The following is a 13,940-nucleotide window of genomic DNA, read 5'->3' on the forward strand; positions in this document are numbered from 1 at the left end:
GGGTTCAGCCCTCAGAACTGTGGGCGTCTCCCTCGGGGGCCTCGATCAACGGCGCGGCGGTTTCGTCCCCGTCGAACGCGGGCACGAACTCGGGACGCGACCCGCCTTCGAGACCCATGACGCGGAGCCTATCCCGGTACTCCTCGGCGCGGAAGCGGTCCGAGAGCCGGGCGTTGGCCACGACGACGAAGAGGAAACAGCCGATGACGAGAAAGCCCAGGCCGGCCAAGGGCGCGATAATCGACTCGAGGTCGGGGAGGACGAGCCACGCCCCGATGAGCGCGAATCCGCCGAGCAACTGGCCGAACGCGACGATTTGGAGCATCCGATTGCCGAAGTCGCCGGTCCCCTGTGCGACCTCGTCGGGCTCGGGGAGCCTGACGGTCTCGGGCGCGTCGTTCACCTCGAAGTCCTCCATCGAACAGAGCGCGACGGTCGGTTTCACGTCGCGGAGGACGGTCCCTTCGCCTTCGACGCTCCCGTCGGGGTAGACGACGGCGTAGCCCTCGTCGGAGTACGCGAGAATCCGCGGCTCGCCGTCTTCGGTCACGCGTTCGAGGACGGCGAACACCTCGCGAATCGCGACGCGGTAGCGGAGTTCCTGTTCGACCCGGTCGAGCAGCTCCTCGCCGACGATCCACGAGTCGGGGTCGAACGCGGCGTCCCACTCCTCGGGCGTCATCTTCGCCATGTCGGCCGGGCCGAAGTTCTCGAAGTCGTACTTGGCTTCGACCTCCTCGCGGAGGGCCGCGAGCTCCGCGTCGGACATCGCGGCGTCGGCGTCCGCGTCCGGTGACGAGCCGTCGTCGGCCGGGGCGGAAGACGAGTCTGACATCGGCCCGGAGTAGGGTCCACGCCGGTAAACGTGTTCCGACCCCGAGCGCGTTCGTCGCGGGCGACTCGCCGCGCGACGCCCCGAAGCACGCCGCCGGGGTTGGTCCGGCGCTCGAAAGCGTGGTTCGGGACTCGAATCTGGGGCGTCGCGGCCGACGTTCGGGGGCCGCCGCGTGGTCTAGCGCTCGAACGGGACGCCGCGCATCGGTCCCTTTAGGCCGCCCGGGTCCTAACGCCGTGCGATGGCAGACGAGACGACCTTTGCCACGCTCGCCGCGATTACCGTCACGGCCAGCTTTCCGTTTTACCTCTACGGCGCGTGGATAATGATAGACGCCGAGACGGTGTCGTGGGACGTGCTCGTCTACCACCTCAAAATCATCTTCCCCGGCCTCGTGTTGAACACGGTCCCGGTCGTCACGTGGATGCTCCCGCGGCTCTTTCAGCAACTCAACGGCCTCAGCGCCCTGCACGCGATTCTCGGCCTGCAAGCGTACGCGATGCTCGTCTTCGCGCTCACGGGCATCGTCCGAATCTTCCAGGCCAAGTGGGAGGCCGACCTCTACCGCGACCCCGACCAAGACGTGTCGCTCGACGACCTCCACGAGAACATGGGCGCGTGGCGCGGCCGCCTCCGCGTCGGCGTCTTCGGCTACGTCGTCTTCTGGATTCTCGCGTGGGTGCTCGGCATCTACCGCTACCTGAGCGGCTACGTGTTCGGCTGATTACCACGCCTCGCCGCTGGCGAGGTCGACGTCGTGGTCGCGCTTCGACGAGGGACAGAGGTCTTCGAGCACGCACGCGTCGCAGTCCGGGTTGCGCGCGTCGCAGACGGCCCGCCCGTGGCTGATGAACAGGTGCGTGAACTGCTGCCAGTCTCGCTCGGGGACGACCGGCATCAGGTCCTCCTCGATTCGCTCGGGGTACTCCTCCTCTGTCAGGCCGAGGCGGCGCGAGAGCCGCTGGACGTGGGTGTCGACGACGATGCCCTCGACGATGTCGTGGCCGTGCTGGAGGACGACGTTCGCGGTCTTCCGGCCGACGCCGGCGAGGTCGGTCAGCGCGGACATGGTGTCCGGAACCTCGCCGTCGTGTTTCTCGATGATGTCCGCGCAGGCGGAGCGGATGTACTTCGCCTTGTTGTTGTAGTAGGTGATAGAGCTGATGTCGTCGGCCAGCTCCTCTTGGTCGGCGGCGGCGTAGTCCGCGGCGTCGTCGTACTTCTCGAACAGTTCCGCGGTGACCTTGTTGACGCGCTCGTCGGTACACTGCGCCGAGAGCATGACGGCGATGAGCAGTTCGAGGCGGTTCGAGTAGGAAAGCGAGATGGTGGTGTCGGGGTACTCCTCGTACAGTCGGTCGAGGACCTCCTCGGCCTGCGCCTCGCGGCTTTCGAGTGGCGTGCCCATACCTGTGGGTGCGACCCGGTCGGTTTCAGTCGTTCGGGTTCCGGTGGTCGCCGCGGCGGTCGTCGGAGCCGAACCCAGACGATTTATGATTCACGACCGCGACCGACCGAGTATGTCCGCGCTCGAACTCCCCGGCCGACGCGAATCGTGGCTGACCGCGGCCGCGACGCTCGGCGGCTACGGGCTCATCCTCACGGCGATGTTCCTCGCGCTGTTCGTCCTGCCGTACGTCGCGTTCGCGGCGTAGTCACTCGACGGTCGGCGTCGCGCGAAAAACGAAATCGAAGGACACGGTCCGAAACGGAGCGAACCGCGGCTCGCGTCGGTTACGCGAACGCGCGGGAGACTTCGGTCTCGTCCGAGGCTTCCTGCTGAATCTTCTCCCAGGCGTCGACGAAGTCCTGCATGAATATCTCCGTGCGGTCGTCGCGGATGGCGAACATCCCGGCTTCCGTACAGACGGCCTTGATGTCGGCACCGGAGGCGTTGTCGGCCATCTCGGCGAGTTCGACGAAGTCCACGTCGTCGGAGACGTTCATCTTCCGGGTGTGAATCTGGAAGATTATCTCGCGGCCGTCCTCGTTCGGCTTGGGCACCTCGATGAGGCGGTCGAACCGACCGGGGCGGAGAATCGCGGGGTCGAGCATGTCGAAGCGGTTGGTCGCCGCGATGATGCGGATGTTGCCGCGCTCGTCGAAGCCGTCCATCTCGGCGAGTAACTGCATCATCGTGCGCTGGACCTCCGCGTCGCCGGAGGTCTTCGAGTCCGTGCGCTTCGAGGCGATGGCGTCTATCTCGTCGATGAAGATGACGGCGGGTTCGTTCTCGCGGGCGACTTCGAACAGGTCGCGGACGAGCTTCGCGCCCTCGCCGATGAACTTGTGCACCAGCTCGGAGCCAGCCATCTTGATGAACGAGGCGTTCGTCTGGTTGGCGACGGCCTTCGCGAGCATCGTCTTCCCGGTGCCCGGCGGGCCGTAGAGGAGCACGCCCGACGGCGGGTCGATGCCGACCTCAGCGAACATCTCGGGGCGGTCGAGCGGCATCTCGACCGTCTCGCGGACCTCCTGCATCTGCTCTTCGAGGCCGCCGATGTCCTCGTAGGTCACGTCGGGGCTGTGTTCGACCTGCATCACGCGCGCCCGGACGTCCGTCTCCTTGTCGAGTCGCTTGACGATGGAGAGAGAGTTGTTCACGGCGACGCGCGCGTCGGGTTCGAGCTCTTCGCGCATCTCGTCGGTCACTTCGGTGAGGGCCTCTTGGTTGTTACCGTGCTGCTTGATGATGACCCCCTCGTCGGTGATTTCCTGAACCGTCGCAACGAAGAGCGGCGACTGCTTGAGCTTCTTGTTCTCGTGGGTAAGGCGCTCGAGCTTCTGTTGATACTTGTTGTTCTCGGCGTTCGTGTCGAGGAGCTTGTCGCGCATCTCCTCGTTCTGCGTTTCGAGAACTTCGAGCCGCTCTTGAAGGGCGGTGATCTTCTCCTGCTGCGACGCCGAGTCCTTATCGTAGGGGAGATCGACGTCGTCCACAGTATCGGTCATCATCCGGCATAGGGTGCAGGTTCATAAGAGGCTTCGGGTGTGTGAGGGATTCGCCGCCTAGGGGGCGTCTGCCGCCCGGATGACGAGTCTGACGCGTGTCACACAAATTTCCATCAGTAATAAATCTGGATAGCAAATATTATCTAATAGCATTGCTTGGTGTATCGTACGATGAGCACTAGGGAAGCAGTCGAACGCGAGTCCGAACCCGACGCAGACGACCGCTGGGCGTCGGTTCGGGACATGCCCCCGAGCGCCAAGTTGGTCGCGAAGATTCTCGACTACGAGGACACGCTCACCCAGAGCCAAATCGCCGAGGAGTCGCTTCTGCCCCCGCGAACCGTCCGCTACGCGCTCTCCCGGCTGGAAGACGAGGGCGCGGTCGACTCCCGGTTTTCGTTCTCCGACGCGCGCAAGCGGCTCTACACGCTCAACATTTAAATCCGAACGCGCGGCCACGTCGTCGTATGTCTTCGCCCGCTCCCGACGACGTCGGCCGCGCTCTCTCCGCGCTCGCCGACGCTGACGCCGATACCGGCGACCGACCCGAGTCGCGCCCGCCCGCCGCAGTCGTCGCCGAGGCGCGTGACGCCTTCCAATCGCTTTCCGCTGCCGCCCGCTTTCTCTCCGACGGCGGTGAACTGACGCTCCGCCGAGCGGTCGGTGAGGCCGCCCGACGCGGACACCACGACTGCGCGCGTCGCGGGCGGTCGCTCCTCGCGGACCTCGACCGACTCCACGTCGCGCTCGCGGACGCCGGCGCAGCCGAGGCTCCGAACCGGAGTTCTCGCGCCGCCGAGGGGCGACCGCGGGACGCCGACCACTTCCGCTCCGGTCGCACAACCGTTTTCAGCGGCGGTGGCGAACCGAGTGATAGATGACACGGGTGATACACACCGGCGACACCCACATCGGGTATCAGCAGTACCACTCGCCGGAGCGCCGCCAGGACTTCCTCGACGCCTTCGAACGGGTCGTCGCGGACGCGCTCGACGGGGACGTGGACGCCGTCGTCCACGCGGGCGACCTCTACCACGACCGCCGTCCCGAACTCCCGGACCTCCTCGGGACGCTCGCCGCGCTCCGCCGCCTCGACGACGCCGGGATTCCCTTCCTCGCCATCGTCGGCAACCACGAGTCGACCCGCGGCGGGCAGTGGCTCGACCTCTTCGAGCGCCTCGGACTGGCGACGAGACTGGGGCGCGACCCCCACGTCGTCGGCGACGTGGCGTTCTACGGCCTCGACCACGTGCCGCGCTCCCGACGCGACGAACTCGACTACCAGTTCGACTCCGTCGACGCCGACCGCGCGGTGCTCGTCGCCCACGGGCTGTTCACGCCCTTCGCGCACGCCGACTGGGAGACCGAAACCGTCCTCGCCGAGTCGAACGTCGACTTCGACGCGGTCCTCCTCGGCGACAACCACGTCCCCGACACCGCCGAACTCGACGGGACGTGGGTGACCTACTGCGGCTCGACCGAGCGCGCGAGCGCGAGCGAGCGCGACCCCCGAGGGTACAACCTCGTCGAGTTCACGCCCGACGCGGTCGACATCCGCCGGCGAACCCTCGAAACGCGCCCGTTCGCGTTCGTCGAGGTCGACCTCGCCGGCGACGAGGGTATCGAGCGCGTCCGCCAGCGCGTCCGCGAGTTCGACCTCGAAGACGCGGTCGTCATCGTCGAACTGCGGGGCGAGGGCGAGACCGTCACGCCCGCGGCGGTCGAGTCGTTCGCCGTCGAGGAAGGCGCGCTCGTCGCCCGCGTCAACGACAAGCGCGACATCGACGACGACGGCGACTTGGCGACCGACGTGACCTTCGCCGACCCCGACGACGCGGTGCGCGAGCGGGTCCGCGAGATGGGCCTGTCGAGCGCCGCCCTCGACGTGGACGAGACGGTCCGCGCGAGCAAGGTCGCCGACTCGAACGTCCGCGACGAGGTGCGCGAGCGCGTCGAATCGCTCCTCTCGGACGACCCGGACGCCTTCGTCGCCGCCGAGCGCGAGAGCGACGCCGAAGCCGAGGAGTCGGAGAGCGTCGAGGACGCGGCGGACGGCGAAGACGCGGCGGCCGTCGAAGACACGGCCGAGACGGCCGCTGAAGCGGCGACCGACACCGACACCGAGACGACGGCCGACACCGACTCGGAGACCGCCGCGGACCCCGCGGCGAGCCGCGACAGTTCGCTGGGTGATTTCGCGTGAGATTCACCCGAATCGCCATCCGGAACTTCAAACCCTACGAGGACGCCGAACTCGACCTTCGAGACGGCGTCACGGTCATCCACGGCGTCAACGGCAGCGGCAAGTCGTCGCTCCTCGAAGCGTGTTTCTTCGCGCTCTACGGCTCGAAGGCGCTCGCGGGGACGCTCGAAGACGTGGTGACGACGGGCGCGGACGACGCCGAAATCACGCTCGAATTCGTCCACGACGGCGGCGAGTACCGCATCGACCGCCGGGTTCGCGTCTCCGGCGACCGCGCGACCACCGCCAAGTGCGTCCTCGACGGCCCCGAGGGAACCGTCGAAGGCGCGCGCGACGTTCGCCGGCACGTCGCGTCGCTCCTGCGGATGGACGCCGAAGCGTTCGTGAACTGCGCGTACGTCCAGCAGGGCGAGGTCAACAAGCTCATCAACGCGACGCCGAGCCAGCGCCAGGACATGATTGACGACCTCCTGCAACTCGGAAAGCTCGAAACGTACCGCGAGCGCGCCGGCAACGCCCGGCTCGGGGTCGAAGACGTGCTGACGAAAAAGCGGAGCGTCCTCGAAGACGTCGAGTCCCAAATCGAGGCCAAGGAGGACGCGGACCTCCACGCGACGCTCAACGCGCTCGAATCCGAGCTCGACTCCCTCGACGAGGAGATTTCGAACTACGAGAGCCAGCGCGACAAGGCGAAGTCGGCGCTCGACGCCGCCGAGGCGACGCTCGACAAACACGCCGAAAAGCGGGAGCGACTCGACGAAATCGAGTCGGCCATCGAAGACCTGACCGCGAAAATCTCCGCCGACGAGACGAAGCGCGACGACCTCTCGGAGCGCGTCCGGGAATTCGACGCCGCCGCCGACGAACTCGAATCCGACATCGACGACGCCCTCGCCCGGGCGGACCTCGACGACGCGAGCGACGAGGCGATAGCCGACGCGCGAGAGGCGCTGTCGGCGCGCGAATCCGAACTGCGCGACGACCTCTCCGAGGCGCGGACGCGGGCGCAGGCCTTCGAGACGCAGGCCGAGCGCCTCCGCGAGCGCGCCGACGACCTCGAATCGCGCGCCGAGGAGAAACGCGAGGCCGCCGAGGCCGACGCGGAGACCGCCGCCGAGGCCGAACGAGAACTCGAATCGTTCCGCGAGACGCGCGCGGAGCTTCGGTCGGCGCTCGACGACGCCGAAGCGCGGTTCGAGGACGCCCCCGTCGAACTCGGCGAGGCCGCCGACCTGCTCGAAGAACGACGCGAGGCGCGCTCCGAGGCTCGCGAGTCGCTCGCGGAGACGGAGACCGAACTGAAGAACGCGCGCGAGCGCCTCGCCGAGGCCGAGCGGCTCCGCGACGCGGGCAAGTGTCCCGAGTGCGGACAGTCGGTCGAGGGGTCACCCCACGTCGACGCCATCAGCGAGCGCGAGGCCGCGGTCGAGTCGCTGGAGGCCGACCGCGAATCGCTCGAATCGGCAGTCGAGTCGCGCTCGGCGGCCGTCGAGGCGGCCGAGGCGCTCGTCGAGGTCGAGACCCGCGCGAGTTCCCGGCGCGACAGACTCGACCTCGTGGACGAACGCATCGCCGACCGCGAGGAGACCGTCGAGAACCGCCGCGAGGCCGCCGAAGAAAAGCGCGAGGCCGCCGCGGAACTCGACTCGGAGGCCGAGGAGAAACGCGAGGCCGCGACGACGCAGGCCGAGCGGGCCGAGGAGGTCGCGGAGACGGTCGATTCGCTCGAATCGGACCTCGACACCCTCGACGACCGGCGCGACCGGCTCGACCGCGTCGAATCGCTGGTCGATACGCGGGCCGAGAAAATCGACGCGCGGGACCGGCTCCGCGAGAAGCGCGAGACGCTCGCAGAGGTGAACCGCGAGCGTCGCGAACACCTCCGCGAGCGTCGCGAGCGCCGAGACGAACTCCGCGAGACGGTCGACGAGGAGGCGGTCGAGGGGGCGAAACAGCGCAAGAAAAACGCCGCGGCGTACCTCGAACGGGTCGAAGACGAGGTGCTTCCCGAGTTGCGTGAGAAGCGCGATGACCTCCAGAGCCGCGTCGGCGGCGTCGAGGCCGAACTCGAACAGTTGGACGACCTCCGAGAGCGCCGCGACCACCTCGCCGAGCGCGTGGACGCCCTCGAATCGGTCCACGACGAGGTCTCGACGCTCGAATCGACCTACGGCGACCTCCGGGCGGAGCTTCGACAGCGCAACGTCGAGGTGCTCGAACGGATGCTCAACGAGACGTTCGACCTCGTCTACGCCAACGACGCCTACTCGCGCATCCGACTCGACGGCGAGTACGGCTTGACGGTGTTCCAGAAGGACGGCACCGCGCTCGAACCCGAACAGCTCTCGGGCGGCGAGCGCGCCCTGTTCAACCTCAGCCTCAGGTGTGCAATCTACCGACTCCTCGCCGAGGGCATCGACGGCGCGGCCCCGCTCCCGCCGCTCATCCTCGACGAGCCGACGGTGTTCCTCGACGGCGGCCACGTCTCGCGGCTGGTCGACCTCGTCGAGGACATGCAGAGCCGCGGCGTCAAGCAGATTCTCATCGTCAGCCACGACGAAGACCTGGTCGGCGCGGCCGACGACCTCGTCCGCGTGGAGAAGAACCCGACGACGAACCGCTCGACGGTCGAGCGGACCGACGCGCCGATAGTCGAAGGCGCGCTCGCGGACGACTGAGGGCGGTCGGCTCCGCCGCGGTAGGAGGGCGGTCGGCTCCGCCGCGATAGCCTACTCGCGTGCGCCGTTCGCCCGCAGTAATTCGACTCCCTCTTTCGCGGCATCGGTCGCCTCGTAGCCGCGCTCCCCGTAGACCGTGGCCTCGACGACGAGGCCGGCGGCCCGGAACTCGGTTAAGAGACCGTGGAGGTCGCTCTCGCAGAGGTCGTAGGCTCCGAGGAGGTCGACCACGGGGAGCGGCCCGCGGTCGACGAGGTCGACGAGCAGGCCCAGTCCGCGCTCGGTCGGGACCGCGACGAGGATTCGGCGGACCGGTTCGGGGACGGCGCGCGCGGCGGTTTCGAGCGGGGACTCGCCGCTCACGGCTTCGAGGTCGTCGTTCGGCAGGTGCCGCTCCTCGCCGGTCTCCGGGTCGCGGACGCGGCTGGCGTCGCTCGACTGCTTGACGAGGAGATACGTCCGGCCGTCGGGTCCGCGGACGGTTCGCATACGTCCCGGCGAAGGGCGCGGCGACTGTTAGCGGTTGCGCTCGGGGGCGTCTTCGCGTTCGTCATCAGTTCCCGACGCGTCGTCGCTCTCGGCTGAGTCGCCGTCGTCCGCGTCATCGCCGTCGCTGTCGTCGCCGTCGTCGTCCCGCCACTCCCCTCGCTTGAACTCTCGGTAGATGGAGTGGACGCGGACGAGCACGACCGCGCCGAACAGAAACAGGCCGCCGCCGAGGAGCGTATCGCCGCGGAAGTAGACGAGCATCGGCCCCACCGTGAGTCCCGCGAGGCCGACGTTCGCGAGCACGACGCTCGCCCAGAACAGCCGGGCGGCCTCGGGATTCACGTCGGGCGAGAACTCCGGCGCGTCGTCGCCGCCGTCGCCGTTGGAGTCGCCGTCGTCGCCGGCGTCCTCACCGGGGATGCCGACGCGGGGAATCGTCGGGAGGTCCTTTTCGGGGTTCCCCCAGCGGGTTTCCGGGTCCCAGCGGGCCTCGGGGTCGCCCCACCGCTTTTCGGGGTCGATCTCCGAGGCCATGTCCGCCGACGGACGCTCCGCGTCGTCGTCTTCGTCGGCCGCGTCCGTGGCTGTTCCCTCGCGTCGCTCGTCGTCCGTCACGCTCGCGTCGAGACGCCGTGCCGAGAAAAAGTGTCCGTTTCGGCCGAGTCAGGCGCAGTCGTCGAGGCGAATCGAACTCGAGGCCTCGACCCACGCGAGTGGGTTCTCCGCGTCGTAGAACACCACGCCACCGTCGATATCGTAGGATTCGACCGTCTCGGCTCCCGTCGGACCAGTCGGTCCGTCGCCGTCGATCGTGCCATCCCACCGCTCCGGAGTTGCGTGGTCGGTCATATCGTGTGACAAGGAATGTCATACATGGATAAATGTCTTTCCGTGGTTCCGGGTGCGGTTCGCGGAAACGCCGGGGTTTTTAGCCGCGCCGCCGAAGCGATTGCCATGACGCAGACGGGTCTGACCGACTTCGGGGGGAACGACGCCGACGGCGCGGGCGACGCGCGGCCTGACGAGGAGGCCGCCATCGTCGCCGGCGACGCCGGCCAGCACGTCTCCGACGTCGTCGACACAGACGAGGTGCGGTTTCCCGACCCGGACGGGACGGTCGAACTGGCCGTCACGCAGGTCGATTACACCATCGAGGGCGCGGGCCGCGACGAGTACCCGGTGATTCACATCTTCGGCCGGACGGCCGACGACGAGACCGAACACGTCCGCGTACTCGGGTTTCGGCCGTACTTCTACGCCCCCACCGACAGCCTCGACGACGGCGACCTCGACAAGGACGTTATCACCGGCACCGAGGACGGCTACGAGAGCATCCGCGGCGAGGAGCTGACGAAGATTTTCGGCCGCACCCCCCGCGACGTCGGGCAGATTCGCGACGAGTTCGACCACTACGAGGCGGACATCCTCTTTCCGAACCGCCTGCTCATCGACAAGGACATCAAAGGCGGCGTCAGCGTCCCCGAGCGCCGCCTCGACGACGGGACGATTCAGATTCCTCACCAGGAAGTCGCGCCCGCGGAGGTCGACGCGAACCTCCGGGTGAACACCTTCGACATCGAGGTCAACGACCGGAACGGCTTCCCCGAGGACGGCGAAGAGCCGATTATCTGTCTGACCAGCCACGACTCCTACCGCGACGAGTACGTCGTCTGGCACGCCGTGGCCGACGAGGGACTCGGCAAGCGCCCCGACGCGTTGCCGAACTACGACTTCCTCGGGGAGGACGGAGACGTGGAGGTCAGGACGTTCGACGAGGAGGCCGAGATGCTCGACGCCTTCCTCACGTACATCGAGGAGACCGACCCCGACATCCTCACCGGGTGGAACTTCGAGGACTTCGACGCGCCGTACTTCCTCGACCGCTTGGAGGAAGTCGACAAGCGGACCGACCTGAACCTCGACTACAACCGCATCTCGCGGCTCGGCGAGGTGTGGCGCGGCGGCTGGGGCGGCCCGGACATCAAGGGTCGCGTCGTCTTCGACCTGCTGTACGCCTACAAGCGCACCCAGTTCACCGAACTCGAATCCTACCGCCTCGACGCGGTGGGCGAACTCGAACTCGACGCGGGCAAGGAGCGCTACTCGGGCGACATCGGTGACCTCTGGGAGGAAGACCCCGAACGCCTGCTCGAATACAACCTCCGCGACGTGGAGCTGTGCGTCGAAATCGACCGGAAACAGGACATCATCGCCTTCTGGGACGAGGTGCGGACGTTCGTCGGCTGTAAGCTCGAAGACGCGCCGACGCCCGGCGACACCGTCGACATCTACGTCCTCCACAAGGTCCACGGCGAGTTCGCGCTCCCCTCGAAGGGGAAACAGGAGTCGGAGGACTACGAGGGCGGGGCCGTCTTCGACCCCATCACCGGCGTCAAGGAGAACGTCACGGTGCTCGACCTGAAGTCGCTGTACCCGATGTGTATGGTGACTATCAACGCCTCGCCGGAGACGAAAGTCGACCCCGAGCGCTACGACGGCGAGGTGTTCCGCGCACCCAACGGGACGCACTTCCAGCAGGAGCCGGACGGCATGATTCGGGAGATGGTCGACGAACTCCTCACCGAGCGGGAGGAAAAGAAGTCGCTTCGGAACTCCCACGACCCCGGCTCGTCGGAGTACGAGCAGTTCGACCGCCAGCAGGCCGCGGTGAAGGTCATCATGAACTCGCTGTACGGCGTGCTGGGCTGGGACCGCTTCCGCCTCTACGACAAGGAGATGGGCGCGGCGGTGACGGCGACCGGCCGGAAGGTCATCGAGTTCACGGAGCAGGCGGCGAACCAAATCGGCTACGACGTGGCCTACGGCGATACCGACAGCGTGATGCTCGAACTCGGCCCGGACGTGTCGAAAGAAGAAGCCATCGAGCAGTCGTTCGACATCGAGGAGCACATCAACGCCGCCTACGACGACTTCGCGCGCGACGAGTTGGGCGCGGACGAACATCGCTTCCAAATCGAGTTCGAGAAGCTCTACCGGCGGTTCTTCCAGGCGGGCAAGAAAAAGCGCTACGCGGGCCACATCGTCTGGAAGGAGGGTAAGGACGTCGACGACATCGACATCACGGGCTTCGAGTACAAACGGTCGGATATCGCACAGATAACCAAAGAGGTCCAGAAGAACGTCATCGACATGATCGTCCACGGCGAGGACACCGAGGTCATCAAAGACTACCTCCACGACATCATCACGGACTTCGAGGCGGGGAACCTCCCGCTCGAACAGGTCGGCATCCCCGGCGGCATCGGCAAACGCCTCTCGGCGTACGAGACGCCGACCGCGCACGTCCGCGGCGCGCAGTACGCCAACGCCTTCCTCGGGACGAACTTCGGCCGCGGGTCGAAGCCGAAGCGGGTCTACCTCAAGAAAGTCCACCCGTCGTGGTTCCGCGAGATGGAGTCCAGCGAGTTCGACCCGCAGGTCGACGACCGCTACCGCGAGTTCAAGCGCGACCCCGACGTCATCTGCTTCGAGTACGCGGACCAGATTCCCGAGGAATTCGAAGTCGACTGGGAGACGATGCTCACCAAGACGCTCGAAGGGCCCATCTCCCGCGTTATCGAGGCGCTCGGGATGTCGTGGGACGAGGTGAAAAGCGGACAGGAACAGACCGGCCTTGGGAGCTTCATGTGACCGCTCCCGTCACCGACTAACGAAACCATATTCGGTTACATAGTCGCCGGAACCGTAACTTCGTTCGGCTGTCCGAAACCCGGACGCGTGTCGCGAATCGGTGTGATTCTTTGCGGATTTGAAAACAAATTTTCTTTCTACAAAAGGTGGCGGGGGTGAATGCGCAAGCATTATGGGCGATACTCCCCACCTTTCGAGTACGAGGCAACGAACCAACGATGGCAACTCTCGAGATTAAGAACCTCCACGCACGAGTCGCGGAGGAAGACGGTGAGCAGATTCTGCGAGGTGTCGACCTGGAAGTCAAATCCGGCGAGATCCACGCGCTGATGGGTCCCAACGGGTCCGGCAAGTCTACGACTTCTAAAATCATCGCCGGGCACCCCGCCTACGAAGTAACCGAAGGCGAAATCCTCCTCCACCTGGAGGACGACGACTTCGGCGACCTCGAAATTCCGGACGACGCCCGCACGTGGAACCTTCTGGAACTGGAGCCGAACGAGCGCGCCGCGCTCGGCATCTTCCTCGGCTTCCAGTACCCCGCGGAAATCGAGGGCGTCACCATGACGAACTTCCTCCGCACCGCGCTCAACGCGAAGATCGACGAGCGCGAGGAGCTCCTCTTCGGCGAGGACGACGACGAGGAAGCAGAAGAGGAAGCCGGCTACGACACCTCCCCGATGGAGGGTAACGTCGACGACGGCGAAGTCGGCGTCGCCGAGTTCCAGCAGCTCCTCAAAGAGAAGATGGAGCTTCTCGACATGGACGAGAAGTTCATGCAGCGCTACCTCAACGCCGGTTTCTCCGGCGGCGAGAAGAAACAAAACGAGGTCCTTCAGGCCGCGATTCTCGAACCGTCGATTGCGGTGCTCGACGAGATCGACTCCGGTCTCGACATCGACCGCCTGCAGGACGTCTCGAAGGGTATCAACGCGCTGCGCGACGAGCAGGGCACGGGTATCCTCCAGATCACTCACTACCAGCGTATCCTCGAATACGTCGAGCCGGACCACGTCCACATCATGCTGGACGGTAAGGTCGTCAAGAGCGGCGACGCGTCGCTCGCGTCCGAGCTCGAAGACAAGGGCTACGACTGGGTCCGTGAGGAAGTGTACGAAGCCGCGTAATCCCC

At 66.5% G+C, this 13,940-nt stretch carries 14 protein-coding genes; 7 read left to right on the forward strand and 7 right to left on the reverse strand.

The features are described from left to right. Positions 1 to 4: 4 nt before the first annotated feature. Positions 5 to 835, reverse strand: a complete 831-nt coding sequence (locus E4P24_RS04605) for a hypothetical protein (RefSeq protein WP_004064313.1) — start codon at positions 833 to 835, stop codon at positions 5 to 7. A 241-nt stretch (positions 836 to 1,076) separates the two neighbouring features. On the opposite strand from E4P24_RS04605, the gene E4P24_RS04610 reads away from it, so the two are divergent. After that, complete coding sequence (locus E4P24_RS04610) at positions 1,077 to 1,559, forward strand: hypothetical protein (protein WP_004064312.1); 483 nt, start codon at positions 1,077 to 1,079, stop codon at positions 1,557 to 1,559. Here the strand turns inward: E4P24_RS04610 and nth are convergent, their stop codons facing one another. Continuing rightward, a complete protein-coding gene (nth, locus tag E4P24_RS04615) occupies positions 1,560 to 2,243 on the reverse strand; it encodes an endonuclease III (protein WP_004044089.1) in 684 nt (227 codons plus the stop codon). It abuts the gene before it with no gap. Positions 2,244 to 2,355: 112 nt separating this feature from the next. Here nth and E4P24_RS19150 point away from each other — a divergent pair, with 112 nt between their 5' ends. Further along, positions 2,356 to 2,490 carry a hypothetical protein gene (locus tag E4P24_RS19150; RefSeq protein ID WP_013035235.1) on the forward strand — a complete coding sequence of 45 codons (135 nt, stop codon included), beginning with the start codon at positions 2,356 to 2,358 and terminating at the stop codon, positions 2,488 to 2,490. Positions 2,491 to 2,569: 79 nt separating this feature from the next. Here the strand turns inward: E4P24_RS19150 and E4P24_RS04620 are convergent, their stop codons facing one another. Beyond that, entirely contained in the window at positions 2,570 to 3,787 is a 1,218-nt protein-coding gene (locus E4P24_RS04620) for a proteasome-activating nucleotidase (protein ID WP_004064311.1), read from the reverse strand. A gap of 171 nt (positions 3,788 to 3,958) precedes the next feature. Between E4P24_RS04620 and E4P24_RS04625 the strand changes: the two genes are divergently transcribed. After that, positions 3,959 to 4,228, forward strand: a complete 270-nt coding sequence (locus E4P24_RS04625) for a helix-turn-helix domain-containing protein (RefSeq protein ID WP_188148178.1) — start codon at positions 3,959 to 3,961, stop codon at positions 4,226 to 4,228. Here the strand turns inward: E4P24_RS04625 and E4P24_RS04630 are convergent. Further along, complete coding sequence (locus E4P24_RS04630) at positions 4,225 to 4,671, reverse strand: hypothetical protein (protein WP_223173887.1); 447 nt, start codon at positions 4,669 to 4,671, stop codon at positions 4,225 to 4,227. The genes E4P24_RS04625 and E4P24_RS04630 overlap by 4 nt on opposite strands. Between E4P24_RS04630 and mre11 the strand changes: the two genes are divergently transcribed. Both mre11 and rad50 read left to right on the forward strand, forming a co-directional pair. Next, positions 4,665 to 5,990 carry a DNA double-strand break repair protein Mre11 gene (gene mre11, locus E4P24_RS04635; protein ID WP_115891331.1) on the forward strand — a complete coding sequence of 442 codons (1,326 nt, stop codon included), beginning with the start codon at positions 4,665 to 4,667 and terminating at the stop codon, positions 5,988 to 5,990. The two genes, E4P24_RS04630 and mre11, sit on opposite strands and share 7 nt — an antisense overlap. Further along, complete coding sequence (gene rad50, locus E4P24_RS04640; RefSeq protein ID WP_188148179.1) at positions 5,987 to 8,668, forward strand: DNA double-strand break repair ATPase Rad50; 2,682 nt, start codon at positions 5,987 to 5,989, stop codon at positions 8,666 to 8,668. Before mre11 ends, rad50 begins: the two co-directional genes overlap by 4 nt. Before the next feature lie 51 nt (positions 8,669 to 8,719). Here the strand turns inward: rad50 and E4P24_RS04645 are convergent, their stop codons facing one another. The 3 genes from E4P24_RS04645 to E4P24_RS04655 are packed head-to-tail and all read right to left on the reverse strand — an operon-like array spanning position 8,720 to position 10,006. Beyond that, the gene (locus E4P24_RS04645) at positions 8,720 to 9,157 is read right to left on the reverse strand and encodes a hypothetical protein (RefSeq protein WP_115802308.1); all 438 of its coding nucleotides are present in this window, start codon (positions 9,155 to 9,157) and stop codon (positions 8,720 to 8,722) included. 27 nt (positions 9,158 to 9,184) lie between these two features. After that, the gene (locus E4P24_RS04650) at positions 9,185 to 9,772 is read right to left on the reverse strand and encodes a hypothetical protein (RefSeq protein ID WP_115802309.1); all 588 of its coding nucleotides are present in this window, start codon (positions 9,770 to 9,772) and stop codon (positions 9,185 to 9,187) included. Between the two features lie 48 nt (positions 9,773 to 9,820). After that, positions 9,821 to 10,006 carry a hypothetical protein gene (locus E4P24_RS04655; protein ID WP_004064305.1) on the reverse strand — a complete coding sequence of 62 codons (186 nt, stop codon included), beginning with the start codon at positions 10,004 to 10,006 and terminating at the stop codon, positions 9,821 to 9,823. A 105-nt stretch (positions 10,007 to 10,111) separates the two neighbouring features. Here E4P24_RS04655 and E4P24_RS04660 point away from each other — a divergent pair, with 105 nt between their 5' ends. Both E4P24_RS04660 and E4P24_RS04665 read left to right on the forward strand, forming a co-directional pair. Then, on the forward strand, positions 10,112 to 12,808 hold the full coding sequence (locus E4P24_RS04660; RefSeq protein ID WP_115802310.1) for a DNA-directed DNA polymerase: 2,697 nt from the start codon (positions 10,112 to 10,114) through the stop codon (positions 12,806 to 12,808). A gap of 218 nt (positions 12,809 to 13,026) precedes the next feature. Beyond that, complete coding sequence (locus tag E4P24_RS04665) at positions 13,027 to 13,935, forward strand: ABC transporter ATP-binding protein (RefSeq protein WP_115802311.1); 909 nt, start codon at positions 13,027 to 13,029, stop codon at positions 13,933 to 13,935. The last annotated feature ends 5 nt before the right edge of the window (positions 13,936 to 13,940 follow it).

Origin of the sequence: Haloferax sp. AS1 (assembly GCF_014530665.1) — an archaeon.
Taxonomy (GTDB): Archaea; Halobacteriota; Halobacteria; order Halobacteriales; family Haloferacaceae; genus Haloferax; species Haloferax volcanii.